This is a genomic window from Natronosporangium hydrolyticum (assembly GCF_016925615.1).
In the GTDB taxonomy this organism is placed as follows: Bacteria; Actinomycetota; Actinomycetes; order Mycobacteriales; family Micromonosporaceae; genus Natronosporangium; species Natronosporangium hydrolyticum.
Genome location: NZ_CP070499.1, coordinates 5,315,725 through 5,341,524 on the forward strand (window position 1 = coordinate 5,315,725; position 25,800 = coordinate 5,341,524).

33 protein-coding genes are annotated in these 25,800 nt (G+C 71.3%); 11 read left to right on the forward strand and 22 right to left on the reverse strand.

Features of this window, described 5'->3' with window-relative positions; genetic code table 11:
- Positions 1-46: 46 nt before the first annotated feature.
- Complete coding sequence (locus tag JQS43_RS24075) at positions 47-1,465, forward strand: GH1 family beta-glucosidase (RefSeq protein ID WP_239676640.1); 1,419 nt, start codon at positions 47-49, stop codon at positions 1,463-1,465.
- A 47-nt stretch (positions 1,466-1,512) separates the two neighbouring features.
- Here the strand turns inward: JQS43_RS24075 and JQS43_RS24080 are convergent, their stop codons facing one another.
- The 10 genes from JQS43_RS24080 to JQS43_RS24125 all read right to left on the reverse strand — a co-directional run bounded on the left by JQS43_RS24080 (position 1,513) and on the right by JQS43_RS24125 (position 8,393).
- On the reverse strand, positions 1,513-2,877 hold the full coding sequence (locus JQS43_RS24080) for an MBL fold metallo-hydrolase (RefSeq protein ID WP_239676641.1): 1,365 nt from the start codon (positions 2,875-2,877) through the stop codon (positions 1,513-1,515).
- Between the two features lie 116 nt (positions 2,878-2,993).
- Entirely contained in the window at positions 2,994-3,413 is a 420-nt protein-coding gene (locus tag JQS43_RS24085; RefSeq protein WP_239676642.1) for a PIN domain nuclease, read from the reverse strand.
- Complete coding sequence (locus JQS43_RS24090) at positions 3,410-3,619, reverse strand: type II toxin-antitoxin system VapB family antitoxin (protein WP_239676643.1); 210 nt, start codon at positions 3,617-3,619, stop codon at positions 3,410-3,412. Before JQS43_RS24090 ends, JQS43_RS24085 begins: the two co-directional genes overlap by 4 nt.
- 62 nt (positions 3,620-3,681) lie before the next feature.
- Complete coding sequence (locus tag JQS43_RS24095) at positions 3,682-3,975, reverse strand: DUF2516 family protein (protein WP_239676644.1); 294 nt, start codon at positions 3,973-3,975, stop codon at positions 3,682-3,684.
- Between the two features lie 69 nt (positions 3,976-4,044).
- On the reverse strand, positions 4,045-4,503 hold the full coding sequence (locus JQS43_RS24100) for a hypothetical protein (protein WP_239676645.1): 459 nt from the start codon (positions 4,501-4,503) through the stop codon (positions 4,045-4,047).
- Positions 4,500-4,913: a helix-turn-helix domain-containing protein gene (locus JQS43_RS24105; RefSeq protein ID WP_239676646.1), complete on the reverse strand. Its 414-nt coding sequence runs from the start codon at positions 4,911-4,913 to the stop codon at positions 4,500-4,502. The genes JQS43_RS24100 and JQS43_RS24105 overlap by 4 nt, the downstream gene beginning before the upstream one ends.
- A gap of 52 nt (positions 4,914-4,965) precedes the next feature.
- Positions 4,966-5,940, reverse strand: a complete 975-nt coding sequence (locus tag JQS43_RS24110; RefSeq protein ID WP_239676647.1) for an asparaginase — start codon at positions 5,938-5,940, stop codon at positions 4,966-4,968.
- Entirely contained in the window at positions 5,937-6,767 is an 831-nt protein-coding gene (locus JQS43_RS24115) for a beta-keto acid cleavage family enzyme (RefSeq protein WP_239676648.1), read from the reverse strand. Before JQS43_RS24115 ends, JQS43_RS24110 begins: the two co-directional genes overlap by 4 nt.
- 88 nt (positions 6,768-6,855) lie before the next feature.
- Entirely contained in the window at positions 6,856-7,962 is a 1,107-nt protein-coding gene (gene ygfZ / locus JQS43_RS24120; RefSeq protein ID WP_420847622.1) for a CAF17-like 4Fe-4S cluster assembly/insertion protein YgfZ, read from the reverse strand.
- 8 nt (positions 7,963-7,970) lie between these two features.
- Positions 7,971-8,393, reverse strand: coding sequence for a Fur family transcriptional regulator (locus JQS43_RS24125; RefSeq protein WP_239676649.1), 423 nt, complete (start codon positions 8,391-8,393; stop codon positions 7,971-7,973).
- Between the two features lie 197 nt (positions 8,394-8,590).
- Here JQS43_RS24125 and JQS43_RS24130 point away from each other — a divergent pair, with 197 nt between their 5' ends.
- The 4 genes from JQS43_RS24130 (at position 8,591) to JQS43_RS24145 (ending at position 12,679) form a co-directional block, all read left to right on the forward strand.
- Positions 8,591-9,646, forward strand: coding sequence for a peptidase M23 (locus JQS43_RS24130; protein WP_239676650.1), 1,056 nt, complete (start codon positions 8,591-8,593; stop codon positions 9,644-9,646).
- A 17-nt stretch (positions 9,647-9,663) separates the two neighbouring features.
- Complete coding sequence (locus JQS43_RS24135) at positions 9,664-10,509, forward strand: aminotransferase class IV (RefSeq protein WP_239676651.1); 846 nt, start codon at positions 9,664-9,666, stop codon at positions 10,507-10,509.
- A 7-nt stretch (positions 10,510-10,516) separates the two neighbouring features.
- Positions 10,517-11,905 carry an outer membrane protein assembly factor BamB family protein gene (locus tag JQS43_RS24140; protein WP_239676652.1) on the forward strand — a complete coding sequence of 463 codons (1,389 nt, stop codon included), beginning with the start codon at positions 10,517-10,519 and terminating at the stop codon, positions 11,903-11,905.
- 249 nt (positions 11,906-12,154) lie between these two features.
- Positions 12,155-12,679 (forward strand): DUF4352 domain-containing protein, encoded by a 525-nt coding sequence (locus JQS43_RS24145; protein WP_239676653.1) that lies wholly within the window; start codon positions 12,155-12,157, stop codon positions 12,677-12,679.
- 42 nt (positions 12,680-12,721) lie between these two features.
- On the opposite strand, the gene JQS43_RS24150 is transcribed toward JQS43_RS24145, so the two are convergent.
- The gene (locus JQS43_RS24150; RefSeq protein WP_239676654.1) at positions 12,722-13,300 is read right to left on the reverse strand and encodes a heme-binding beta-barrel domain-containing protein; all 579 of its coding nucleotides are present in this window, start codon (positions 13,298-13,300) and stop codon (positions 12,722-12,724) included.
- Positions 13,297-13,398, reverse strand: coding sequence for a small membrane protein MtfM (mtfM, locus tag JQS43_RS26145; protein ID WP_275580969.1), 102 nt, complete (start codon positions 13,396-13,398; stop codon positions 13,297-13,299). Before mtfM ends, JQS43_RS24150 begins: the two co-directional genes overlap by 4 nt.
- Before the next feature lie 12 nt (positions 13,399-13,410).
- On the opposite strand from mtfM, the gene JQS43_RS24155 reads away from it, so the two are divergent.
- On the forward strand, positions 13,411-13,785 hold the full coding sequence (locus JQS43_RS24155) for a DsrE family protein (protein ID WP_239676655.1): 375 nt from the start codon (positions 13,411-13,413) through the stop codon (positions 13,783-13,785).
- Between the two features lie 25 nt (positions 13,786-13,810).
- On the opposite strand, the gene JQS43_RS24160 is transcribed toward JQS43_RS24155, so the two are convergent.
- The 9 genes from JQS43_RS24160 to JQS43_RS24195 form a co-directional block, all read right to left on the reverse strand.
- Positions 13,811-14,308 carry a hypothetical protein gene (locus JQS43_RS24160; RefSeq protein ID WP_239676656.1) on the reverse strand — a complete coding sequence of 166 codons (498 nt, stop codon included), beginning with the start codon at positions 14,306-14,308 and terminating at the stop codon, positions 13,811-13,813.
- A 101-nt stretch (positions 14,309-14,409) separates the two neighbouring features.
- Complete coding sequence (locus JQS43_RS24165; protein WP_239676657.1) at positions 14,410-14,748, reverse strand: DUF1416 domain-containing protein; 339 nt, start codon at positions 14,746-14,748, stop codon at positions 14,410-14,412.
- Positions 14,745-15,596 (reverse strand): sulfurtransferase, encoded by an 852-nt coding sequence (locus JQS43_RS24170; protein ID WP_239676658.1) that lies wholly within the window; start codon positions 15,594-15,596, stop codon positions 14,745-14,747. Before JQS43_RS24170 ends, JQS43_RS24165 begins: the two co-directional genes overlap by 4 nt.
- Positions 15,597-15,739: 143 nt before the next feature.
- Positions 15,740-15,814, reverse strand: coding sequence for an Ms5788A family Cys-rich leader peptide (locus tag JQS43_RS26400; RefSeq protein WP_420847718.1), 75 nt, complete (start codon positions 15,812-15,814; stop codon positions 15,740-15,742).
- A gap of 86 nt (positions 15,815-15,900) precedes the next feature.
- Positions 15,901-16,878: a TolB family protein gene (locus JQS43_RS24175; RefSeq protein WP_239676659.1), complete on the reverse strand. Its 978-nt coding sequence runs from the start codon at positions 16,876-16,878 to the stop codon at positions 15,901-15,903.
- 45 nt (positions 16,879-16,923) lie between these two features.
- Complete coding sequence (locus tag JQS43_RS24180) at positions 16,924-17,859, reverse strand: hypothetical protein (RefSeq protein WP_239676660.1); 936 nt, start codon at positions 17,857-17,859, stop codon at positions 16,924-16,926.
- A 172-nt stretch (positions 17,860-18,031) separates the two neighbouring features.
- Positions 18,032-18,538, reverse strand: a complete 507-nt coding sequence (locus tag JQS43_RS24185; RefSeq protein WP_239676661.1) for a helix-turn-helix transcriptional regulator — start codon at positions 18,536-18,538, stop codon at positions 18,032-18,034.
- Between the two features lie 248 nt (positions 18,539-18,786).
- Positions 18,787-19,548: an LmeA family phospholipid-binding protein gene (locus JQS43_RS24190; RefSeq protein WP_239676662.1), complete on the reverse strand. Its 762-nt coding sequence runs from the start codon at positions 19,546-19,548 to the stop codon at positions 18,787-18,789.
- Between the two features lie 14 nt (positions 19,549-19,562).
- Positions 19,563-20,531 carry a hypothetical protein gene (locus JQS43_RS24195; protein ID WP_239676663.1) on the reverse strand — a complete coding sequence of 323 codons (969 nt, stop codon included), beginning with the start codon at positions 20,529-20,531 and terminating at the stop codon, positions 19,563-19,565.
- 119 nt (positions 20,532-20,650) lie between these two features.
- Between JQS43_RS24195 and JQS43_RS24200 the strand changes: the two genes are divergently transcribed.
- From JQS43_RS24200 to JQS43_RS24210, 3 genes are read left to right on the forward strand one after another with little or no spacing between them, the layout of a single operon-like run.
- Positions 20,651-21,412 carry a winged helix-turn-helix transcriptional regulator gene (locus tag JQS43_RS24200; RefSeq protein WP_239676664.1) on the forward strand — a complete coding sequence of 254 codons (762 nt, stop codon included), beginning with the start codon at positions 20,651-20,653 and terminating at the stop codon, positions 21,410-21,412.
- Positions 21,409-22,332 carry a mycothiol synthase gene (gene mshD / locus JQS43_RS24205; protein ID WP_239679560.1) on the forward strand — a complete coding sequence of 308 codons (924 nt, stop codon included), beginning with the start codon at positions 21,409-21,411 and terminating at the stop codon, positions 22,330-22,332. Before JQS43_RS24200 ends, mshD begins: the two co-directional genes overlap by 4 nt.
- Before the next feature lie 42 nt (positions 22,333-22,374).
- The gene (locus tag JQS43_RS24210; protein WP_239676665.1) at positions 22,375-22,794 is read left to right on the forward strand and encodes an OsmC family protein; all 420 of its coding nucleotides are present in this window, start codon (positions 22,375-22,377) and stop codon (positions 22,792-22,794) included.
- Positions 22,795-22,804: 10 nt separating this feature from the next.
- Here JQS43_RS24210 and JQS43_RS24215 read toward each other — a convergent pair whose 3' ends face one another.
- On the reverse strand, positions 22,805-23,308 hold the full coding sequence (locus JQS43_RS24215) for a hypothetical protein (RefSeq protein WP_239676666.1): 504 nt from the start codon (positions 23,306-23,308) through the stop codon (positions 22,805-22,807).
- A gap of 234 nt (positions 23,309-23,542) precedes the next feature.
- Between JQS43_RS24215 and JQS43_RS24220 the strand changes: the two genes are divergently transcribed.
- Complete coding sequence (locus JQS43_RS24220; protein WP_239676667.1) at positions 23,543-25,324, forward strand: FtsK/SpoIIIE domain-containing protein; 1,782 nt, start codon at positions 23,543-23,545, stop codon at positions 25,322-25,324.
- Positions 25,321-25,800, forward strand: a complete 480-nt coding sequence (locus tag JQS43_RS24225; RefSeq protein WP_239676668.1) for a hypothetical protein — start codon at positions 25,321-25,323, stop codon at positions 25,798-25,800. Before JQS43_RS24220 ends, JQS43_RS24225 begins: the two co-directional genes overlap by 4 nt.

Here is a 25,800-nt window from a genome sequence, read left to right on the forward strand (position 1 = left end):
CGCTCTCCTAGACTGTCCGGACGACAGCCACGGAAGGGCGGTAACAATGAGTGACACCCAGATCGACCCGGCGACGAGGGTAACCGGCGACGCGGGCGGGCTGAGCTTCCCGGCTGGGTTCGTCTGGGGCGCGGCGACCGCGGCCTACCAGATCGAGGGCGCGGTCACCGCGGATGGTCGCGGCCCGTCGATCTGGGACACCTTCAGCCACACCCCGGGCAAGGTCCACAACGGTGACACCGGCGATGTCGCCTGCGACCACTACCACCGGTACGCCGAGGACGTGGAGCTCATGGCGGAGCTCGGGTTGCAGGCATACCGATTCTCGATCGCCTGGCCCCGGATCCAGCCCACCGGCTCCGGCCCGGCCAACCGGGCCGGCCTGGACTTCTATGACCGGCTGGTGGATGCGCTGGTGGCTCGCGGGATCGAACCCATGATCACCCTTTACCACTGGGACCTGCCCCAGCCGCTGCAGGACGCGGGCGGCTGGACCAACCGGGACACCGCGTACCGCTTCGCCGAGTACGCCGGACTGGTCGCGGAGCGGCTCGCCGACCGGGTCGGCACCTGGATCACCCTCAACGAGCCGTGGTGCGCCGCTTTCCTCGGCTACGCCAGCGGCACCCACGCGCCCGGGATCACCAACCCGCCCGACGCGTTCGCCGCCACCCACCACCTACTGCTCGGCCACGGCGAAGCAGTGCCGGTGCTGCGCGGCCACGGCGTCCGCCAGGTCGGCATCACCCTGAACCCGTCGGCGGTCCGGCCGCTCGACGCCACCGCACCGGCCGATGTCGCCGCCGCCGCCCGGGTCGACGGCTTGCAGAACCGGCTCTACCTCGACCCGCTCTACGGCCGGGGCTACCCGGCCGACATCCGCGCGCTCATCGACGCGCAGTTCGGTGGTGCGCCATGGCTGCGGCCGGGCGACGAGCAGATCATCGCCGCGCCGCTGGACCTGCTGGGGATCAACTACTACAACCCGACGATCGTGACCAGCGCCCCCGGCCAACCGAGTTCGTCGGTCCACCCAGGCACCGAGGACATCCGGTTCATGCCGGCCACCGGTCCGCTCACCGCGATGGGGTGGTCGATCGAACCGGCCAGCCTCACCAGCCTGCTGGAGCGGCTCAGCCGGGACTACCCGGGGTTGCCGTTCTGGATCACCGAGAACGGATGCGCCTACGAGGACGAGCCGGAGGCGGACGGTGAGCGGGTCGCCGACCCGGCCCGGATCGCCTACCTGGACGGTCATCTCCGAGCCGTCCACGAGGCGATCGCCCGGGGGGTGGACGTCCGCGGCTACCTGGTGTGGTCGCTCTTCGACAACTTCGAGTGGGCGGAGGGGTACCGACCCAGGTTCGGGATCTTCTATGTGGACTATGAGACGCAGGTCCGACTGCGCAAGGACAGCGCGCGGTGGTACCACAAGGTGATCGCCGAGCACGGCCTCCCAGATTAACCCCGCAGCGCCCGCACCGGTGGGGTGAGCCGGCCCGCCGCCCCGGCTCACCTCACCAGGCGGTGCGCATCGCTCGCGGCCGCCCACTGTTCGGCGCCGCCCCCGAAGACCACCACCGGCGCCGGGTGGCCCGACCGGGCCAGCAACGTGGCGGCGGTCATCGACCGTTCACCATGGGCGCACATCACCACTACCGGTCCCGGAGCCACCTCGGTGGTCCGGTACGGCAGCTCCCCAAGTTCGATATGGACGGCGCCGGGGAGGTGACCGGCGCGAAACTCGTTCTCCTGCCGCACATCGAGCACCGCCGGCCCGGCCGCCTCACCGGGCTCCCGGAGCGCCACCCGGGCCAGCTCGCCGCCCGCTTCGCGCCACGCCCCCGGGCCGCCAGCGAGCTCGCCCACCAACCGCTCGTACCCAATGTTGAGAGCGGGCCAGAGGATGTCCGCCGGATCCTGGTCGGGGTCGCGGACCACGATGACCGGCACATCCGGGTCCACCAGCCAGCCGAGCCAGGTCGCGAACTGCGGCCGCAGCGGAATCGCCACCGACCCTGGCAGGTAACCGGCGGCTACCTGCGGGACCGGCCGCACATCCACCACCATCGCGCCGTCCGCCAGCAGCCGCCGCACCGAAGCGGCGTCGAGCGAGGGCAGGATCGGCGCCCCGTCGAGCACATCCGGCCCGCGCCGATTCAGCTCCGCCAACCAGCCGAAGTACGCCGGGTAGCTGCCGAGGCCGGCCACCAGCCGCGCCACGAACGTGTCCACATCGGGCGCGGTAAGCAGCGGATTCTGCGCCTTCTCCGCACCGATGGTGGTCGACCGGTCCGCCCCGCCGGCCGCCGAACAGAAAGATCCGGCGCCATGCGTGGGCCACACCGCTGTCTCGTCCGGCAACTGCGCCAACCGCCGCAGCGACCCGTACTGCTTGCGCGCCAACTCGTCGGTACGAGCCGAGCCGAGCAGGTCGGTCCGGGCGGCCGAGCCGACGATCAATGAGCCGCCGGTGAACACCCCCACCGGGGTGGCCCCGTCGCGCAGCAGCAGCGAGATGTGATCGTCGCTGTGGCCGGGGGTGGCGAGCGCCTGCATCGTCAAACCCCCCAGCTCCACCTCGTCGCCGTCGGCCAGACCCCGGTGCGGGAACCGGCGCTCGCCGTCGACCGGGGCGAGCGTGACCGCGCCCGCTTCGGCGGCGAGTTGCCTGGCTCCGGAGAGGAAGTCGGCGTGCAGGTGAGTGTCGGCCGCGAACGCCACGGTGAGCCCCCGCCGCAACGCCGCAGCCCGCAACGCCCGCAGGTCGCGGGGGGCGTCTACGGCGAGCGCCCGCCCGTCACCGAGGTCGACCAACCAGGCGCTGTTGCCGAGCCCCTCGTCGACCAGTGGTTCGCCGGTCAGGTAGCTGGTCATTGATCTCTGGTACCCGCCGGTTGCCCGGCTCACGCCCCGCGGGCGGGGCTACCCGCGATCCGCAGACCGGTCCAACGATGCACGCGTTGGCTAGGAGATGTGGCTAGGAGATGTGACTAGGAGATGCTGCCGGGCTCAGCCACCCAGGCGGCCGGCTGGCCGGTTGCGGCGGCGATGGCGTCAAAGCCGCGGTCGTAGTGGAGCACGACGAGCCGGTTCAGTTCAGCGGTCGCCGCGATCAGCAGGTCCGCCGCCCCGGCGCTGCGGTGCTCGCCGCGCTCGGTCAGTAGCTGTTGCACCCGATGCGATCGGGACCAGACTGCGTCCGGGGTGGTGACCCAGCTGAAGAGCTGCCCGAAGGCGTCCTTCTTGTCGCGCCGGTCGACCAGTGAACGTGCCGAGTACAAAAGTTCTAGTTCGACCAGGTCGCAGATGCCGATCACACCAGCCTCGAACTCGTCCTGCCACCGCTGCTGGACCTGCCGGTTGGTGAGCATCCGGACTACCGCAGAGGTATCGACGAGATAGGTGATCAAGGCCGATAGTGCTGCTTGTCAAACAACGGGTCGAAGTCCCCCGCTTGCCCCATGGCGGCCAGCTTGTCTAGGGCCCGGAGCCGACGTAGCCGCTGCGAAACCTCGACCAACGCGGCGTTCACGGTGTCTTTCTTGGTGGCTGTGCCGAGCACCCGCTGCGCCTCCGCCAGCGCGTCATCGTCCACATCCACCAGCAACCGCGACACCGGACCACCTCGCTATCAGATATATCTGACCCTGATAGCTAAGATATCACGGCGCTCCGGGGTCACCAGGAGCCGTGACCGTTGGCGATGTCCCGCAGGCCGGGTCGAACGTCGAGTAGATAGAACGCGGCCGCCCCGATCGCGATCAGGTTGAACAACAACCATCCCTGGGTCAACAACGCCATCACCGTCGCCACCCCGAGGACCGCCAGCCACGCCGGCTTCTGGATGGTGTTGATCGCGGAGAAGGCGTCCGAACGCTGGGTGGCGCAATGGATGAACGCGATCACCCCGAGCACCAGCGCAAACAGTGTGATCAGGGTGTTGATCGCCTCGTAGACGGCTACATGCCACATGACCGAAGCGTATGCCCCCGCCCCCGGGAACGTCGAACATCCCCTGGGGCGGGGCGTCGAACCAGTGGGTCAGGCACCGGTCGGGCGGCTCTGACCAGCATCGGCGCTGGCTCCATTGGCCTGATCGTGCGACTGGACCGGGCCGACGATCACCTCGACCTGCGCTGGTTCGTCCGGGCCGGCGCCGGCCCGGTCGGCGACCACCCGCTCCCCGTGCGCCACCAGATTGTGGTAGCTCGCGACCGCGCGCTGCTGGGCGGCGAGCGCGGTCTCGCGCATCCGGGAACGACCCCGCTCGGCGGAGGCCCGCACCCGGATGCTGACCGTCTCTTCCTGGGCGGCGAGCCGCTGGCGCAGCTCGTCGGCGGTCTCGCTGGCGGTGCGGATGGTCCGTGCCGCCACCTCCGGCAGCTTGCGCAGCTGCTGGTACGCGAGGTCGCCAGCGCCCGCGGCAGCGTAGACCGGCTTGGGCAGCTCGGTGGTCTTGAGTCGTACTCGCTTCTGGTTGCTGGTGCCCGTGGTCGTCATGGTTGCTCCTCCCGATCTGGCTCGGGTTCACTCCGGGCGTTCTCGCGCCGGAACGTCTCATAGATCTGACTCAGCGACTGTTTCTGCGCCATGGTGAGCTCCGGGTCGGCCGCGATCGCGGCCAACACCCCTTCGCGGTCTTTGGCGTCGAGCAGGCCGGCCCGCAGATACATCACCGGGGTCGAGACCCGCAGCGCACCGGCGATCTGCTGCAGCACCTCGGCGCTCGGCTTGCGCAGGCCCCGCTCGACCTGGGAGAGGTAGGGATTGCTGACGCCGGCCTTCGCCGCGAGCTGCCGCAGCGAGACCCCAGCGCTGCGCCGGAGGTCACGAATGAAGTCACCGACCTCGCGGCCGAGCCGCTGCTGGTCCGGCCCCTCCGGCGCCTCATGGTGCTGCTGCTCGCTCACCCTTCGACGGTAACGTGCCCCGCTAACTCCAGCAAGCATTTGCTAGCGAAAGCTAGCGTGACTCGACGCACACCAACGACCGGACCGCCCCCACCGGCCGGCCGCCCCCCAGCACCGGGGAGTCGACCAGCTCCGCCAACTGCTCGGCCGGGACCCCCAGCTGCCGCAGCGCCGCGACCAGCACCGGCAGCCGAGCCCGGGCAGCGCCATCATCGACCTTCAGCGCGACCGCCCCTACTCCGGGCACCGCCACCGCCGAGACCCCCTCGGCGCCGCTCTTGGCCAACAACCCCGGCACCGCGCTCATCAGCCGGGTGTCGACCGCGGTCGCAGCGGTCCCGGCGACCAGGTCAGGGTGGGCCCGCATGGCATCCGCGATGGCCCGCTGCGTGCTGCCCGCCTCGGCGCCGACCAGCCGCAGAAATGCCCGCGCCAGCCCGGTCAACGAGGCGGAGCAGACCGGGGCGCCGCAGCCGTCCACGCCTACCGCGGCGACCGGCTCGCCGGTGCCCTCGCTGACCGCCTCCTGCAGCCGCTGCTGTAGCGGATGCTCCGGGCGCAGGTAGCCCTCGATCGGCCACCCCGCGACCAGGCAGGTGAGCAGCATCCCGGCGTGCTTGCCGGAACAGTTCATCTGGGCCCGGGTGGGGCCGCCGCCGGCCGCCAGCACCGCCGCCCGGGCGTCGTCGTCCAACGGCAGCGACGGTGGGCACCCGAGCGCCTCCTCGGTGAGTCCACCGTGCCGCAGCATCGCGCGTACCCGGTCGAGGTGGTGAGGTTCGCCCCAGTGGCTGGCGCAGACCAGGGCCAACTCGGCGGGTTCGGCCAGCCGCAGCCCGCTGCGCACCATCCCCACCGCCTGCAGCGGCTTGTTCGAGGAGCGCGGAAAGATCGCCGAGGTCACATCCCCGGTCACGGCCACGGTCTCCCCGGCGGCGTCCAACAACACCACCGACCCGTGGTGCCGGCTCTCCACAAAGTCCGACCGGGTCACCTCCGCTACCGGTACTCCGCCGCGGTAGCTCATCGGGTCACCCCCAACAGCTCCCGCGCCGCCGCTGGCGACAGCGGCGGCCGCTGCGCCAGGCGTGCCAGCGCCGCCGCCCGGGCGACCAATTGGGCGTTGGACTCCACCGGCTCCCCTTTCGCGTACGACCGGGTGTCTTCCATCCCGACCCGCAGGTGACCCCCCGCAGCGAGCGCCGAGAACATCACCGGCAGCGTGGTACGGCCGATCCCGGTCGCCGAGAAGGTCGACCCGGCCGGCAGGTTGCGCATCGCGGCCACCGCGGCGACCAGCGCCTCCGCTGTGCCGGGCATGCCGCCGGGCACCCCCATCACCAGATCGACGTGGACGTGGCCGCCGGCCGGCAGGCCATGCTGGTCCAGCAGCCGTTCCAGGCTCCACAGGTGACCCAGGTCGAAGATCTCGTACTCCAGCACGACGCCGTACTGCTGGGCCTGGGTGTGCAGGTCGACGATGAGTCGCCACGGGTTGTGGAAGACCTCATCGCCGAAGTTGACCGTGCCCATACTGCAGGAGCCCATATCCGGTTCGGCGGTGAGCACCCGGAGCCGGTCGGCGAACGGATCGGTCACCGCACCGCCGGTGGAGAGCTGGACCACCAGCTCACTCGCGTCCCGCAGCGCGGCCACCGTCTCCCGCAGCAGCCCCAGATCGAGCGTGGGTTGCGCAGCCGCGTCGCGGATATGCACGTGGATCATGCTGGCGCCCGCCGCCTGGCAGCCGCGAGCGGTCTCGACCAGCTCCGGAAGGGTCACCGGCAGCGCCGGCACCTCAGCCTTCGCCGCCTCCGCCCCGGTCGGCGCGACCGTGATCAGGGTTCCGGTCACCGGCTCACCGCTCCCTTCCGCCGCAGCTGCGTTGCTCCGACGATCATGAGCATAAAGGGCGATGCTGCGGTACGGGTGCCGCCACCGGTCAGGAACGTCCCGGGGCCACGGTCGGGTCGATGGCGGCTGCCGCGTCGCCGACCCGCAGCACAGCGTCGTCGGCGACGTTGCGGCGGACCACCGCCAGCGCGATCGGGCCCAGCTCGTAGTGGCGGGCGGCGGTCCCCACGAAGCCGACGCCTCGCTCGCCGGCGACCACCGGGGTCCCGGACGCCGGCAGCTCGTCGGTGGTCACGCCGTCGAGGTGCAGCAGCACCAGCCGGCGCGGCGGACGGCCCAGGTGATGGACCCGGGCCACCGTCTCCTGACCGCGGTAACAACCCTTCTCTAGATGGACTGCGGGCGCCACCAGGTCGATCTCCATGGGCAGAGTCCGGTGGTCGGTATCGAGTCCGATCCGCGGAACCCGGGCGGCGGCACGCAGCGCCTCGTAGGCCCAGATCCCGCAGGCGGCCACTCCGGCTCCCCGCAGCGCGCCCACCACCTCCGGCAGCTGGCCCCGGGGCACCAACAACTGCAGGCCGAGCCGGTCCCGCCAGACCCAGCCGCCGCCGGGGAACTCTTGGGCGTCGTATCGGCCGGTCGGCCGGGCGGGCACCGCACCGGTGGCGAACTTCGGCCCCGGCACCGGCGTGAACTCCGGCGGGCCGGGCACGGCCACCCCGAGCCCGGCGAGCGCCTGCTCGGCGGCCGGGCCAAGCAACGAAAGCAACGCCTGCTCGGCGCTGGCCTCCCGCGGCTCCACCCGGGTGAGGAACTGCATCTTGGTCAGGAAATCGAGCAGCCCGGCCGCCGCGCCAGGCTCGGTCACCAGCCAGCTGGTGGCCGCGTCGTCGAGCAGGGTCGCATGCTGCTCGACGTGACCGTGCGGGGAGAGCACCAGCGTCTCGGTCGCCACCCCCCGCGGCAGCTCAAGCAGGTGTTGCGTGGTCAGGTTGTGCAACCAGCTCAGCCGTTCCTCCCCCGGCACCGCAAGCACCTCGTGATGGCTCCGGTCGACGATCCCCACCTCGGTGGCGAGGAGTCGTTGCTCCCGCAACGGATCGCCGTAGTGGGCCGCCGCCGGTGCGTCGACCGCCGCCGGGTCGAGCGCAGCCACGGTCACCGCAGTGGTGGGGAATCCGGTCGTCGACACCGGCTGGCTCATTGGTCCGCCTCACAATCGGCGCAGCGCCCGAACAGGGCGATATGGGCGATGTCCACCTGGAAGCCACGCTCGGTGTGCAGTCGTTCGGCGACCGGCCGGAGCAGCTCCGGATCGGCGTCGGCGACCGCGCCGCAGCTACGGCAGACCAGATGAACGTGCTGATGATCTTCGGCTGGATGGTAGGTGGGGGCGCCGTGGGACAGGTGGGTGTGGGTGACCAGGCCGAGCTGCTCGAGCAACTCCAACGACCGATAGACGGTGGTGATATTGACCGAGTCCGCGGCCTGCTGCACCAGGGCGTGCACCTGCTCGGGCGTGGCATGGCCGAGCCGGCGCACCGCATCCAGCACCAACTGCCGTTGCGGCGTCATCCGGAGCCCGCGCGAACGCAGCACCTGGGCCAACGATGTCTCCGGCACCGCTCGATGATAGTCCGGCCGGCGCCGCGCGCCGACCGTGCCCAGCCCCACTGAAATCTCGGTTAAGTCCGAAAAAACGGACTTCGCCTTGGCCGGGCCAAGGGCGGCGCATACGCGCCGATAATACTCATGAACAGTGATGGAGCACACGCCGTGACCTGGTGTTTTAGCTTCAGATCCGCGCCTAGCCTGACCCAATGCAAACCCCCCAGCCCCCCCGAGAGCGTCACGTTCGCCGATCGACCGCCACCCCCGTCCGTCACCGCCGCCGGTGGCTGCGGCCGACCCTCGGCTGGCTCGCCGACCACACCGCCGATCTCGCCGACACCGTCACCAGCTGGTCTCGCCGCGTCCGCTCGGCCGCCCCCGGCTACACCTGGCTTCACCGCCGCAGCGCCCCGGCGAGGGCCGCGCTGCGCCGCCGCGCCGAACTAATCCCGCAGGCAGTCCGGCTCCGCGCCCGGCGCGCCTCGCTCGCTGTCGCGCTACTGATGCTGCTGGCGATCGCACCGGCGCTGGTGGCTACCAACTCGGCGCACCGCACTCAGCCCGCCAGCGCCGCCGCCGACGATGCCCCGGAGGTGCTCACCGAGCGGCGGGATACCGCCGATCTCAGTTCCCGATCCCTGCTTCGGGCGATGGTCCAACCCCCGGCAGCCCCCCGGCCGGCGGCGGCCGCGCCGCAGCTGCGACCGCCCGAGCCGGAGCCCGAACCGGAGCCGGAGCCGGAACCCGAACCCGAGCCCGAGCCGGAACCCGAGCCGGAGCCCGAGCCGCCGGCCGAGGAGGCCGCCGAAGAGTCCACTCCAGATACTCCACCGGCACCGATCGGCGGGTTGAACGAACGACAGATGGAGCACGCGGGAACCATCGTCCGGGTCGGGCAGGAGCTAGGGCTGCCAGAGCAGGCGTACGTGGTGGCGATCGCGACTGCGTTGCAGGAGAGCAACCTACGAGTGCTGGCGAACCCGGCGTACCCGGAGTCGTACCAGATCCCCAACGACGGCGAAGGCTACGACCACGACTCGGTCGGCATCTTCCAACAGCGACCGATCTCCGGTTGGGGCACCGTCGCCGAGTGCATGGACCCGGAGCACTCCACCCGGACGTTCTACCAGGCTCTACAGCAGGTGCCGGGCTGGGAGAACCTGCCGGTCACGGTCGCCGCGCAGACCGTACAGGTCTCCGCCTTCCCCGACCACTACGCCAAGCACGAGCCGCTGGCCCGGCAACTCGTCGCCGCGCTTACCTGAGGCGGTAGGCTGCCCGGGTGATCGAACCCGTGGTGGTGATGCTCGGTCGCGGCCGAGTTCCGGTGGACACGCCGCTGCTACGCGCCGACGACCTCGGCGTCCTGCGCGGTGACGGCGTCTTCGAGACGATGCACGTCCGCGGTGGGCGGCCGTGGCTGCTCGACGAGCATCTGGCCCGGATGGTCAACTCCGCCGCGCGCCTGGAGCTGCCGCTGCCGGAGCGTTCGGTGCTGCGGGAGCTGGCCGAGACCGCGCTGCGGGGCTGGCCGGCCGATCAGGAGGGTGCGCTGCGGTTGGTCTGCACCCGGGGCCCGGAGTGGGGGGGACCGGCCACGGTCTTCGCCACCCTGGCGCCGATCCGGGACGCCACCCGGCTCGCCCGCGCCCAAGGGCTCACCGTCGCCACCGCCACGCTCGGCTTCCCGGTGGCGGTGCGCGAAGGCGCCCCCTGGCTGCTCGGTGGCGTCAAGGCGCTGTCGTACGCGGTAAACATGGCCTGCCAGCGGTGGGCTGCCCAACAAGGACTCGACGACGTCCTGTGGGTCTCCACCGACGGGTACGCGTTGGAGGCGCCTACTTCGACCCTGTGCTGGCTGCGGGATGAGACGCTGAGCACGGTCCCGGCCGACCAGACCGGGGTGCTGCCCGGCACTACCGCCCGGTGGTTGCTGGACCACGCGGCTGACCTCGGCTGCCGCGCCACGGAGCAGCTGGTCCAGCCGGAGGAGCTGACCGCCGCGGACGGGGTGTGGCTGGTCTCGTCGGTGCGGGGGGTCGCCGCGGTGCGAGAGCTGGACGGGGTCGCGCTAAAACCGTCTCCGCTAACCGCCGACCTGCAACGCCTCGCCGGCCACCCGATCTAGCGCCCGGATGCCGGCCGAGATCAACCTTGATCATCCGCCGCCTCCTGAGCAGGCAGCGGCGCAGTCGTTGCGGTCCCGGCTCCGGCACCGGCCCGGTTACCCGAATCCGGTCCTCGCCGGGCTCGGAGCCGGGCTGATCGCCGTCCTGCTGCTCACGCTGACCGGAGCCCCACCGCCACCAGCCAGTGCCCGAGTGGTGTTCCATACCAGCGCCGACGCCTTTCACCTCGACGATCACCACGTCTACACCATCCACTCCGCACCGGACCAGACAGCGCGGGTGACCGCGCACGACCTGTCCACCGGCCGGACCGCCTGGCGCTCGGAGATCCCCGCGGGCACGGACCACCACTTCCGGTCCTTCGCCGGCCACCGGCTGGTGCTGACCACCTCCTTCGACCTGGGCGAGGGCACCACGAGCGCGCTGGACTGGCAGACCGGTGAGCTGCTGTGGACCGCCGCCGGGTCACCGGCCGCGGTCGGCGACGAGCTCGTGGTGCTGGAGCAACGGGAGGACGGGCGGCCGCTCTCCACCGCTCCCGTTCTGTCCGCTGTCGACCCCACCACCGGGTCGCCGCGGTGGCAGCTGCCGGCCGCCCTCAGCCACGTCACTGCTGACATCGCCGAGGGCCGGGTCTACGGGGCCCACGAGGGTGAGCTCATCCGATTCGATCCCGCCACCGGCGAGCCGGTCGCCGCCACGAAAGCGGCGGAACCCCCGTGGGTGATCTCGCACCTGCAAACCATCGACTCGGCGGTGCTGGTGCAGCAGCTCGATTTCCAGGAGCGGGTGGCCCGACTGCGGGCGTTCGATTCGCAGTCGCTGACGCTGCGCTGGGAGCTGGACACCCAGATCGGCCCCGACGATGCGGTGTTTCCGGTGCGCTGTGGCGAACTGCTCTGTCTGGCCGGTGACGGGGTGCTGCACGGAGTGGATCCCGCCACCGGCGAAAAGCGCTGGACCGCCGCCGATCCGGTGCGGTACATCATCTGGCATGCCCCGGCCGGGGAGCATCCGTTCAGCGACCACCTGCTGGTGGTGGCCGGGCCCGATCCGCGCGGGCCCCAGCGGTTACTGGCGACCGACACCGGCCAGACGGTCGCGACCTTCTCGGACTGGCGGCTGGTGCCAGGCTCGCCCGGCGCCGACGTCGAGGCCTCCGCCGACGCCCCGACGCTGGCGCTCCGGGCGGCGGGCGACGCCGGCCCCCGGCTGGGGGTGCTGCGTCCGGACCGGTCCGGCATCATCCCGTTGACCACCGCTGGCGGCGAGCCTCCCGACCAGCCTGGGTGCCTGGTGCAGTGGCCGCACCTGGTCTGCCGATCGGATGCGCCTGGGGCTCGGGCGTCGCTGACGGTCTGGCTCGTCGACCCGAAACTCCAGCTACTCCCGTGATCAAAGTGACTAAGTGGCGCCTATAGCAGCCACTCAGTCACTTTGATCACGGAGCTACCAAAGAGGATTGTCTTGACATATAACCATTTACGCGCCGTAAAGCCTCTGACTCCGCAGGGTAGTTGAGGCGAAATGTGAATGATCTTGTTTTTGGGCGGGTAACTTCCTGTTCTAGGGTTAACGCGACGATCGCGGCGACGGGGGAAGCCTGTGTCTGGACCGGATCGCTTCGGATCGACCGCCCGGCAAGTGGCGGCGACGATATGGCAGGAACACTGGCGGGCGATCACCGCCGGGTCGGTGGCGTTGGGCGGACTCGCCCTGCTCGCCTTCGCTCCGGCAGGGCTGGCGCTCGGGGTGGAGAGGTTCGCTGAACGCAACGCCGATGCGGCGATCGGCCATCCACTCGGCGCCGAGGTCACCGACGGCCACATCACCTTCATCGTCCATGAGATCCGGTGCGGACCGGATGAGCAGGGCGAAACCACCCATGGCCGGCTGTGCGAGGTGACCATCGGAGCTCGCAACGACGGGACCGCCACCGCGACGATCCCCGGCGACCGGCAGCACCTCGCCGGCCCCGATGGGCTACGACACCTGCCGGTGCCCGGCGAGCCGGCGCCGTTCGGGACCCTCCCGCCGGGCACGGCGGCGACCGCAGTGCTCAGCTATGACCTGCCGGAGCACGCCGACATCACCCACGTACGGCTCCACGGCGATGTCTACACCGAAGGCGAGTCGGTCGGCCTCGACGCACCGCCACTGCCCCGGTGACCACTGCCCCGAAGAGCACTTGTGCCGGCCAGCGCTGGCCGATCAGGCCCGGGTCAGCCGAGCCGACAGATGCGGCGCCAGCCCGTGGCCGACCGCCGCAAGCTCCTGGGCGTAGAGCAGCGCCCCTTCGACGATGCCGTAGAGCCGCTTGCCGGCCGTAACCTCTTTGGCGGTGGTGGTCCGCAGCACCGCGTCGGTGGCGAGCTCCACCTGGTGACCGCTGACCCGGCCGACGTGCAGCTCCATGATCCCGGTCGGGGTGGTGAGCAGGACCTCAAGCTCGCCGGTCGGCTCGCCGTCCACCATCACCGGTCGCCACCAACCGCTCTCCCGACCCGCCGGCCGGATCGCCTGCGAGCGCTCGTCCAACAGCCAGGCGCGCGACTCGTACGCCAGGAACGGTCGGCCGTCGTGGCTGATCCGGATCTCCTGGGCGTAGTCGAAATCCTCAATGGTGGGATAGCCGCCCCGGCCCCGACCCCGCCAACGCCCGACGTACGCGCGCAGCGGCGCCAGCGCCGGATGCAGCGGCGGCCCGCTCTCGACATCGTCGGAGTCCTGATAGGGGTACGGCTCCACCGGCGGCGCGTGCAGCCACGGCGGTTCCATCTCGGCGGTCATCGACTACGCCCCAGTCTGATCGCGAGGTAGACCAGGCCCCCGGCGAGTGCGCCGAACCCGGTCACCAGCAGGCTTACGAACCCGATCTCAGTAACCATCCCGCCGATCCTATGCTGTCGGGTATGACCCGAGCGTTGGTCGTCAAGGTTACCGCTGGCGCGGACGCGCCGGAGCGGTGTGCGCAGGCGTTCACGGTGGCGGCGACGGCGGTCGCCGCCGGCGCGCAGGTGTCGCTCTGGCTCACCGGCGAATCGGCCTGGTTCGCGCTGCCGGACCGGGCCGCCGAGTTCGAGCTGCCCCACTCGGCCCCGCTGCCGGAGCTGCTCGCCGCGGTGATCGCCGGCGGGCAGGTGCGGCTCTGCACCCAGTGCGCGGCCCGGCGCGGCATCACCGAGGCGGACCTGCTGCCGGGGGTGATGATCGCCGGCGCCGCGGTCTTCGTGGAGGAGTCGCTCGCCGAGGGCGCGCAGGCGCTGGTCTACTAGCCCGGCCCGATCGGCCAGCCCCGGCCTACTCGTCGACGGTGGTATCGGCCGGCCGGCAGCCGGTGCTGACCGTCAACCGGACCTCACCCTCGCCAGCGACCTCACCGCGGATCGCCACGAAGTCGCCAGCGTCGGCGAAGAAACGGTTGCGGTTGGGGTTGTACCGGGCGCCCCACTGGGCTGGTAGCTCGTCGACGAGCTGCTCCAGCAACGGCTCCTCTTCGCCAGCGGGGACGGTGAACACCAAGGTCTGGTCTACCTCCGTGCCGGGCCGGGCGAGGGTGAGCCGGCAGCCGGCGGTCAGCTGGTATGGCTCGATCTCGACCGCCACCTGAGCCCCGGCGACCGAACCAATGGTCTCGACCGCCTCGTCGAGGGTCTCCCGACCGACGGTGAGATCGCTCTGCCCCCGCACGGTCGGCGGATCATACTGCGCCGACCAGACCGCGGCCGCCACCAACACCACCGCCCAGATCGCCACCAGGCCGGTGACCCACCAGCGCCGCTTACCAGTCATCCGCACCCAGCAATCTTGCCATGGCCGGCCCACTCGCCGACTAGATCAAAAACAAGAGTACGTGGTCCGCCTGGAGCGGACCACGTACTCTTGGCGCCCTACGGCGGTCAGGAGACGGCCAGCGCCACCTCGTTCACGCCACGCTCCGCGGCGACCTCAGCCTGACCGTCACCGTGCCGGGAGAGCGCCCGCACGGTCCACGAGCCGGGGGCGGCGAAGAACCGGAACACCCCCTCCGGCGAGCTGACTACCTCGGCTGCGAACTCGCCGCTGCGATCGAGCAGCCGGACGTACGCACCGGCCACCGGCTCCGCGGAGTCGAGAGTCCGGACCACACCGGTGATCACCGTCTCCCGCTCCAGGTCCACACCGGAGAGTGGAGCCGACTGGTCGGGAGCGGCGCAGCCGGCCGCCGCCGCCTGACCCGGGGCCGCACCCGCGCTCATGCGTTACCGCCCGGCTCGTCGCCGACCGCCACCGGCACCCCGACCAGCGAGCCATACTCGGTCCAGGAGCCGTCGTAGTTCTTCACGTCGGCGTAGCCGAGCAGCTCGTGCAGGGCGAACCAGGTGTGCGAGGAGCGCTCACCGATCCGGCAGTAGGCGATGATCGGCTTGCTGCCGTCCAGGCCCGCCTCCGCGTACAGCTCGCGGAGCTCGTCGTCGGACTTGAAGGTGCCGTCCTCGTTGGCCGCCTTGCTCCACGGCACGCTGAGCGCGCTCGGGATGTGGCCGCCCCGCTGCGCCTGCTCCTGCGGCAGGTGAGCGGGGGCGAGCAACCGGCCGGCGTACTCGTCGGGCGACCGGACGTCGACCAGGTTCTTCACCCCGATCGCCGAGACCACTTCGTCCCGGAAAGCACGGATCGCCGGGTCTGGCTCCTGCGCCTGGTAGCTGGTGGCCGCCCGCTGCGGCACCTCGGTCACCAGACTGCGGTTGTCCAGCTCCCACTTCTTACGACCACCGTCGAGCAGCTTGACCGCCTGGTGCCCGTAGAGCTTGAAGTACCAGTACGCGTACGCGGCGAACCAGTTGTTGTTGCCGCCGTAGAGGATGACCGTGTCGTCGTTGCTGATCCCCTTGCGGGAGAGCAGCTCCTCGAACTGGCCCTTGTCGATGAAATCCCGGCGGACCGGGTCCTGCAGTTCGGTCCGCCAGTCAAGCTTGATGGCGCCCGGGATGTGGCCGGCGTCGTAGGCGGCGGTGTCCTCGTCGACCTCGACGAAGACGGTCCCCGGGGTATCGAGGTTCTTCTCAGCCCACTCGGCCGTGACGAGCGCGGAGTCGCGACTCATGAGTTCTCCCTAGATGGTCGGGTGAGCCACGCACGGCGACCAGACGGTTCGCACCGCGCGCGACCCGGGTTGGACAGGGTCGACATGCACGGGGTATGCGGAACCGCGCGACGAACAGAGGGAACGGGCAGCTGGCTCCGCGACTAGGCGGAGCGACACAAGCAGGTGGCCACGCGGCACAGGTCGACCGCGCGCCGTTTGGTGAGCAAGGTGCCCATAGGGAGTGACGATAGCACCGCTACCGGTCATTCCCCCAGCCAACCGCCCATCATCTGGGAGACCCGCCGCGCATCCGCTCCCACCGTCATCCCGCGACCCAGGAACACCGGCCCACTGACCCACCGTGGGTCTCGCCGATCAGGGTCGGCCCATCCGGTTCGGCCGGGTCGAGCAGCGCCAGGTCGCCGCCGCGCCCGACCAACAAGCGCTCCCCGTACGGGTCGAAGCAGAGGCCGGTCCAACCGGACGGCAACGGGGTCCACTCGCCGGTGCGGACATCGAGGAGCCCTGCCTCACCTCCGGCCGGGTCGCCGATCACCACCTGCCTGGCCGCTGGGTGGCTCACCAGCGTCGCCGCCTGGTCGAGCTCGGGCTCCAGCAAGGTGGTCTCGCCGGTCTCGGGGTCGAGTAGCATCACCTCGACAGCCGCCTCCGGGTCCGCCCGACCCGGGTGGCTGCGGACGACGATCGTGCCGTCCGGTCCCCACACCCCGGCCACCGGCCCTTCGCTCCGCAGCTGCACAGTCGGATCACCATCGACCCCATCGCGCGTGACCAGTTCGAAAGGTGTGGCGTCGTCCGCGGTGTCGCCCGCCGGTCTTAGCCGCGCATACACCAGCAGCCCATCGGGGCTCAGGGTGGGTGAGAACCCGCGGCTCCCGGGGGGTTCTCCGGGCAGCGGCCGACGTGCGGTCCCGTCCAGCACCGTCAGCTCGTCGCGGCCCGTGGCGGCGTCCGCCATCACCACGAGCGAACCCGACGCCGACATGAACGAGACTCCCAAATCGGGCACGCTCCGAGTGAGCCGCTCCACCTCCCGGTCGAACCCGACCAGATAGACATCGAGTGTCCGCACGTCCGGCCCGGCGAGCAGGTAGAGATCAGTCCCTTCGTAGCGCGGGTAGTCGGCGAGGTCGACCGCCACCCCGATGTCCTGGTGGAACTCAGTCGCCGGGGTAGTCGGCTCCGGAGCCGGGCTGCTGTCGGTGCAGGCACCCGCCAGCAGCCCGGCCAACCCGGCGACGAGACAAGCGCGCCCTGTTGAGGTGACGCCCTGGGCCATCGGTCGCACCTCCTCCTGCGCTACCGCTCGCTCATCGTCACTCGATCAGTTGAACGGGTCGCAGAGACCCAGTGAGACGCCGCAATGGGCCCGGATCGTCGCCCCTCCCCAGTAGTTGAGGTTCGGCGGGTTGGTCCACACCCATTCATACAGGACGTGCGCTACGTTGCCCTGGAAATGGTTGGAGCCATCCCAGATGAAGGTGTCCGGCGCCTCGTAGAATGCGTTCACCCGATTGGCCTGCCACTCGACGGGCCAGTCCAGGAGGTAGCGAGGCTCGTTGCCGAGATTGCCGGTGTAGGTGTCGGTGCTGGGCTCGACGGTGACCGAGCCGTTGATCGCGACCGGCACGCGTGGATCCTGCACCTGGAACCCGAGCGTCGCGGAGACCAACCCGCTGTTCTCCACCACCCCCTGACCCCAGTTGTTGCCGATTCGATAGGTCGTGGCCTCCTCGATCGTCATCGTCGTGCCGTTGAAGTTCTGCCGCCAGCTGTTCCAGACGTCGCCGCCGCCGGTCGAGCAGATCTCCAGCTGGTCGGTGAGCTCACCGGTGACCAACTCCCGCGCATACCACTGCACATAGGGGTGGTACAGGTAGCTGGTGAAGTTTGAGTTCCCGCCGAAGCTCACATCGAAGGGCGCGACCGGGAAGAAGTACGAGTCCGGGTTGCCCTCGACAACGCAGGTGTAGTCACCGACCTGTTGGGTTCCGTTTGAGCTGGTGCTCACCGGACCCCGGTCGACCGATGCGTCGAGCGTCCCGGTCCGCAGGACGTTACCTTCGGTGTCCTGCACGATGTGTTCCGCAGCGACGCTGTGGACCTCGGCCTCCAGCGTCCGTGCGTCGATGGAGAACTCGAATCCTGCCTGTGAAACATGGATCTCCTCCACCGGGATCGGATCCCGTTCCGCCGCATCGTCGGCGACCGCCGGCGCGCCGCTGACCGCCAACGCCAACGCGGCGCCGCTCGCAACCAAAGCGGTTCGGCGGTTCGTTACTATGTATCTACCTCGGCCTTGCATCAGATAGCCTCCCTATTGGCTTCTGAGCGCGGTGAGGGGTTAGTGGTGGCGGCGCCCTATCGCCGCCACCACCCCCACCGAACAATCACGACGCTAAGTATCGTATGGATCCACCGGGGCAGATTCATCATCCCTGCGGCTGAACCTCGGAGTTCGGGACAGCACGCCCAGCCGCCTTCACCAGCAGCTCTCGCCGATTGGCACACTGCGCCTTCCGTAGAATCGCCCGCATATGGGTCCGGACCGTGGTGGCGGCGACCTGCAGCCGCCTTGATATGCCCTCATTGGATAGTCCGGCGAGCGCAAGGTCATACACATCACGCTGCCGGGGCGTCAGGCTCGTGAGCCAGTCAGCCTCCTGCGGCAGCACCCGCTGGGGTAACCGATCGCCAGCGGAGGCCAGCCGGCTCAACACGCCCGGAGAAACCCACAACCCGCCGTGACGCACGATGTCAACCGCACAACCCACCTCTTCGAGCGGCGCACTCATGAGTACGGCTGCGCTGACCCGTTGATTCCCCCAGCACGCGGGGTCGAAGTCGGTCAGATCCTCGACCATGAGGATCACATGGCGCGCTGATACGGCCGATGACGCTTCCTGATCAACTGTCGACGGTGCCCCGTCAACCACCACGACATCGACCGGAGCGGGTCTACTTCGAGGAGCTGGTGGCTCGACCACAACTGGCGGCGCCCCTGCCCCCCACCAGCGGGAGAGAAATTCTCGTAGCTCGGTCCGCAACTGCGGGTTTCGCACCTGGACCGCCACCACCGGCCCGCGGGTCGCTAGCGGCGCCGCTGGCTGCATATGGCCACCCCCCATGTTCCCAGCAGCGGAGATCTGTATATCGACGGTAGACGAATCCAGAGTAAGGGCTCAAGCTAGCCGTGCAACTGCGCGAGGGTGACCTGCTCGCCGGAGACGACGACAGCCAGCCCCGCCGAGGTCACCGCCACCTCGTCGAGCCGCAGATCGTACGGCAGCGCCGGCAGCGGCACCGCCAGCGACAGCTGCTCCGCAGTCTGGTCGAGCACCGCGTCGGCGCCCGGCGGCAGGTCCGCCGGCTCCGCCACTTCCAGCGAGGTCACCGCCAGCGCCACCGCCCCGTTCGCCACCGTCACCTCCGCCGTGCCTGCCAGGACCAGGTCGAGCGAGAAGAGCTCGGCCGGGACCCGCACCTGCAGCTGGCCGTCGTCGCCGCCGGCGAGCTCCAACCGGCTGAGGTCCAGCCCACCCAACTCCAGCCCGGCGAGTTCCGGCAGGTCGAGCAGGTCGTCGTAGTCGATGGTGGTGGTGCCCGCAAGCTGGTCGGCGACGATCTCCCCGTCCCGGGAGAGCAACGTGCCCAGCGGGGCCGATACCCCGGTCGCCACCAGGTCCACCTCGGCGAGCTCCAGCTCGGCGGTGCCGACGTTGCGGAGCCGCACCGTGATCGAGTGATACCGGCCGGCGAAGACCTGGGTCAGGAAAGGGTTGCGGTCCACGCTGGTCTCGGGCGGGTCGGTCGAGACCCCGTTGGCCGCCAACTCCTGCTCGATCTGGTCGGCCACGATCGACTCCGCCACCGACTCGCCGACCCGGTCGGCGACCACCACCCCGATCAGCAGCAGCCCCGCCACCACCAACCAGACCACTCTGCGCATGGCGGCTCCTGAGTTCAGAGGTAACGCGGGACGAAGAAGAGCGCGCTCAACAGGTACGCCACCGGGGCGGCGACCGCGAACCCGCAGAGCGGTCCCTGTAGCTGCCGGGCCACCCACAGCGTGGCCGGCGCGCCCGGGGTGCGGCGACCGGCCTCGGCGTAGCCGACCGAGACGTCGGCGAGCACCGCCGCCACCGCCGCCAGCAACCCGATCAGCGCGGCGTTGCCCGGGTCGAAGCCGCGGATGTAGCCGCCCAGATACGCCGCGGCGGCGGTGCCGAGCATCGCCCCCAGCACCACCCCGGTGGCGCCCCGCGGCACCTGCGGCGCCAGCCGCGGCCAGGGCGCCACGGTGTCCGCCAACCGGCTGACCACCAGCGCCAGGCCGGCGGCGACCAGGCAGATGGTGAGCGCCTGGGTGCCGATCGGAAGCCGGGTGAGCACGATCAGGCTCGCGTAGCCGAGCCCGCCCAGCACCACCACGGACGACGAGGTCAGCGACTCGGTCAGCCGGAGCCGCCCTTCCCGGAAGCACAGCTGGGCGGCGAGCCCGGCCACCAACCCGAGCACCGCCAGATAGAGCAGCGGTGTGATATCAGCCTCACCGGGCGCCACCGCCGCGATGTCGGCGACGAGCGAGACCACCAGCCCCACCAACACCAGCGGCGCGGGAGCGGGTGGCCGCAGCGCGAGCGTGACTGCGATCACAAAGAGCGCCTGGACCCCGAAGACCACCACCGCGTACGGGAACCGGAGCACCCCCACCCCGGCGGTCTGGGCACCGAAGACCAGGCCGATCGCCAGCACTCCGGCGAAGCCGGCGAGCGCGGCGGAGAACAGCCGGTCAACCGGGGTCACCGGGGCGGGCTTGCCCCCGGGCGGCGCGGGCGCGACCACCTCGTCGGCGGGCGCCGGCGCGGCCGGTTCGGCGCCGGCCCCCGGTGCGGGGCCGGCCGGTGAGCCCGGAGCGGCGGTTGTCGGCACGATCCGATGGTGCCAGAACCGCGCCTGCGTGAGGTGCCCGGCCGGCCGGTCGGCTAAGCTAGTGCGCAGCCGGAACCTGCCAGCGTCGCCGGGGACCCGACCCACCTCGGAGGTTCGTCGTGGAGATCCTGTTGCTGGTAAGCAACCGTGCCGGAGAGCCGGCCAGTGTGCTTCCCTCGCTTGACCTACTGCCCCACTCGGTCCGCACCGCCCCCCGCGACGTTCGCGCCCTCGTCGCCGGCCCCAGCGCCGACGCCGTGCTGGTCGACGCCCGCAGCGAGCTGGCCGACGCCCGCGCCACCTGCCGGGTGCTGGAGGCCACCGGGCTCGGCGTGCCGCTGCTCGCGGTCGTCACCGAAGCTGGCCTGATCACCGTCAACGCCGACTGGGGCATCGACGACGTGCTGCTCACCACCGCCGGCCCCGCCGAGGTGGAGGCCCGGCTGCGGCTGGTCACCGGCCGCCACTCCAGCGCCGTCGCCGGCGCGAGCGGGTTGATCCGCGCCGGTGAGCTCACCATCGACCCGGACACCTACGCGGCGAAGCTGCGGGGCCACCCGCTCGACCTCACCTACAAGGAGTTCGAGCTGCTCCGGTTCCTGGCGCAGCACCCCGGCCGGGTCTTCACCCGCGACCAGCTGCTGCGAGAGGTCTGGGGGTACGACTACTTCGGCGGCACCCGGACCGTGGACGTGCATGTGCGGCGACTCCGCGCCAAGCTCGGCGCCGAGTATGAGTCGATGATCGGCACCGTCCGGCAGGTGGGCTACAAGTTCGTCCTGCCGCCGACCCGGCCACTGCCCGAGGCGGCCACCGCCACCGCCGATGAGGTCGGCAGCGACGAGCGCGCCGCGCTCGAGTCCGCCAACCAGCCCGGATAGTGCAACAGCTCGATCAGCTGGACCCGCCGACCGCGACCGAGGTGGTCGCGCTGGCGGAGGCCGCCGCAGCCACCGACGGCGTCGCGCCGCTCGCCGAGCAGACTCTGCTGCGGGTCCGCCACGGCGGCGGCGGAGTCCACATGCTCCTCCGTGACCAGCCAGGGCGACTGATCGGCTACGGGTACCTCGACCTCGGTGACCCGGCGGGGCCCACCGCCGAGCTGGTGGTGCATCCCGCCGCCCGCGGTGCCGGCGCGGGCCGGGCGTTGGCGACCAGTGCGCTGAAGCTCGCCGGCGACCACGACCCCGCCGGCCGGCTGCGGATCTGGGCGCACGGCGACCACCCCGGCGCCAACCGGCTCGCCGAGTCGCTCGGCTTCGCCCGCAGCCGGGTGCTGCATCAGCTCCGCCGGCCGCTGGACACCCCGCTGCCCGAGCCCGAGTTGCCACCCGGGGTGGTGCTGCGGGCGTACCGGCCGGGCGAGGACGACCAGGCCTGGCTGGCGCTGAACGCCCGCGCCTTCGCCGACCACCCGGAGCAGGGCCGCTGGCAGGAGACCGACCTGCGGCTCCGACTGGCCGAACCATGGTTCTCGGCGGCCGGCTTCCTGCTGGCGGTCCGCGCCGACACCGGTGCGCTGCTGGGCTTCCACTGGACCAAGGTGCATCCGGCCGAGGGGCCGGGCGGCGCACCGATCGGCGAGGTGTATGTGCTGGGGGTGGACCCGGCCGCGCACGGCACCGGCCTGGGTAGGGCGCTGACCCTGGCCGGGCTGCGGCACCTGCGGGACCGCGGCCTTCCCCAGGCTCTTCTCTATGTAGACGGTTCGAATCAGGCGGCGATGGCGCTCTACCGGAAGCTCGGCTTCACCGACTGGGCGGTGGACGTCATGTTCTCCTACCCGGCCCACCCGGCGTAACCGCCGGCCCCATCGGCCGCCGCGCCGTGGCAAGGTGGGCAGATGAGTGATCAGAAACTGCGGTCGGTGACCCTCCGCCGCACCGAGGAAGGCCGGTTCGTCGCCACCAACCCCCACGGGGCGGCGGTCGAGCTCGGCACCGGTGACGATGTCTTCTCACCGGTCGAGCTGCTTCTCGCCGGCATCGCCGGCTGCACCGGCATGGATGTCGCCGCGATCACCGCCCGCCGGGCCGAACCGGAGTCCTTCGAGGTGAGCATCACCGCCCGCAAGGAGCGGGACGACGCCGGCAACCACCTCGCCGATCTCGAGGTGGTCTTTCGGGTCTCGTTCCCGGCCGGTGAGGCCGGCGACGCCGCCCGCGAGGTCCTCCCGGAGGCGGTGACCCGATCCCACACCCGACTGTGCACGGTCAGTCAGACCGTCGAACGCGCCACCCCGATCACCGTCCGGATCGAGTAGCTCGCGGCGGTCACCAGGGCTCCCCGTCAGGCTCCGGCTCGTAATGCACCTGCCGCAGCTCGTCGCGTTCGGTCAGCGCCCACCGCCGGCCGTTCTTGTCGGTGAACTCCACCTCGATCGACGAGTACCGCGGATCGACCACCTCCAACGAGATGATGTCGGCCCGCAGCTCGGAGTGGGCCCCGACGAACGGTTGCCGCGGCTTGGAGGAGCGGGCCGGGATCCGCCGGATCTCGCCGTCCCCGCCGCGGGTCACCACCGCGTAGGCGATGTTCCGGATCGGCGCGTCGCCATCGTTGCGAACGCTGACCTTGCCGCCGCGGGTCTTGGCGATGCCGCCGCCGACCGACACCAACCGGGCCGGCGCCGCCGCCCGGTCGAACCGCTCCGCCGCCGCGCGCTCGTCGGCCTCCCGCCGCTGCCGCATCTCATTCAACAGCCCACCGCCGATGACGAACGCGACCAGCAGCGACCCCACCGCCCCCACCCAGGCGGGCACAGTACCCCAGTCCACGCGGACATCATCGGACGCGCACGCCAAGATTGGAACAGGTAGTGACGCCCCACACGCTCACTCGCCCCGGATTACTGTGGAAATTCAGGCATCCGGATGGCCTACCAGCCTGAGTATCAGCCGGTACGGCGGCCCGCCGGCCCGGAACCGAACACGGTTCGGAGCGGCGGCGCCGACAGCCGGTATTCCCGCGCTACCCTTCCGACAACTGACTGCGCGAGGTGCGGGGGATCGATGGCCGAAATCCGGGCGTGGCTCGACCAGGCCGCGGCGACGCACCGCCAGGCGGCCGCGGTCGCCGGGGCGGCCGGCGCCATGCTCGACGGCCACAGCCCCACCCGGCGCGGCGCCACCGACGAACGCAGCATCCGGGAGATCGCCGAACGGCTCCGGGTCGCCGCCGCTCTGCTGACGCCCGGGTGGCTCGGCGCGGCCCTCGACGCGGTGCCGGCGAGTACCCCGCTCGGCATCACCACCCAACCCGAACTGGTCCGGATCGGCACCGCGTACCCGTTGGACGACGCCAGCTTCCCGGTCCTGGCGCCGCTGGGCCACCTCGCCTTCGACGGCGACGCCCGCGACCCCCGGGTCGCCGGCACGCTCCGGGCGGTGCTGCTGCGGCTGCTCGCCACCGCCGCACCCGGCTCGCTGCTGGTGCGGGCGGTCGACCCGGCCGGTGACCGGTTCGCCGCCTTCGAACCCTTGCACGACGCCGGCATCATGCCGCCGCCGGTCACCGACCGACCCGGCCTGGTGGCGCTGCTCGACGAGGCCGAGCAGTGGGTCCGCGCCGCCCGGTCCCGGCCCGATCGGACGCTGCTGCTGGCGATCGCGGCCTGGCCGGAGACGACCGAACCGGCGGACCAGGCCCGGCTGGCCGCACTCGCGCAGGCGGGCCCCGCCGCCCGGCTGCATCTGCTGGTCGGCGGCTGGCCGCCGCCGCCGCTGCTGAGCGACACAGTGCCCGGCCCGCTGGCCCAGGCCACCCAGGTGACGCTGCACAACCCCCACGTCCTGATCGGCCACCCGCCCGGCGGCTGCTACGCCAGCCCGGTGCCGCCCGGCCAGCCCGCCTCCCCCGGCCTGCCCGCACCGGCCTACCTGGACGAGGCGCCCGCCAACACCCTGATCAATCGAGTGTGTATGGAGCTCGCCTCGCTGGCGGTCAACCACTCCCGGCTCACCCTCGGCGAACTCCTCCCCGCCGACGGGCTCTGGGCCGGCGACGCGACCACCGGGCTGGAGGTGGTCGTCGGCCGCGCCGGCGACGCGCCGGTACGGCTCCGGCTCGCCGAGATCACCCCCCACTGGCTGATCATCGGCCGGCCCGGCGCCGGCAAGACCGCCCTGCTGCTCTCGGTCCTCTACGGATTGTGCAGCCGGTACTGCCCCGAACAGCTCCGGCTCTACCTGCTCGACTTCACCGGTCGCGGCTCCTTCAGCGACTTCGTGCCCCGCGCCACCGACCCGTCCTACCTCCCGCACGCCCGGGCGGTCGGCATCAGCCCCGACCACGCCGACGGGGTGGGGGTTTTGCGCGGCCTCGCCGATGAGCTCACCCGCCGGCAGGCGACCGCCCCCGCCGGTGGCGCGCTGCCGCGGGTGGTGTGCCTGATCGACGACCTGGCGCCGCTGCTCGCCGACGAGGAGTTCGGGCCGGAGGCCGGCCAGCTACTCGGCACGCTGGCGCAGCAGGGCGGCGCGCACGGTATCCACCTGGTGCTGGCGAGTCACACTCTGCCGTCCGCCGCGATCACCTCCCAGTGCCGGGTCCGGATCGCGCTGCCCGGCGGCGGGGCCGCGCTCGACCCGGCCAACCAGGCCGCGGCGGCGCTGGCGCAGGGCACCGCAGTAGTCAACACGGCCAGCGGCCTGGGTGGGCCCCGCGGCGCCACCCGCGCGCACGAACAGCACGTCCGCTTCCCCGACCCGTACGCGGATGGGGTCGCTCTGGCCGGGCTGCGGCACCGGCTGTGGCGGGCCGGCGGCGGACCAGTGAGCGGAGAGCAGTCATGACCCAGCTGGAGGTCGACCCGGACCCGACCCCGACCGCGACCCCGTGGGAGGAGTACCTAGCCGCCGCCCAGTCACTCGACGCGATCCGCCGGGACGCCGCGAACGCCCCGGCCGACCCGAGCTACGCGCTCAGCGCCGCCCGCGCCGAGCTGGATCAGGTGCGGCGACGGATCGAGCTCCAACGCGCCCGGCTGGTCGGCGAGGCGGTCCGGGCCGGGTTGCCGGCGCCACAACTGCTCCCGGCGCCGGCTGAGCAGGCCGCCGCGGCGATGACGATCGGCCACGATCCGCTCTCGTTGCTGCCGGTGCTGCGCCACAGCCACGGCCTGCTCGACGCCTGCGACGCCCAGCTGAACGCGGCACCGCCGCTACCCCGCCGACGCCGCCCCGGCTCGCTGGTGGCGGTGGCACTGCTCGGCGCCACCCTGCTGCTCACCTGCTTCGGCCTGGTCCTGCTCTGGCTCGTCGTCCAGTAG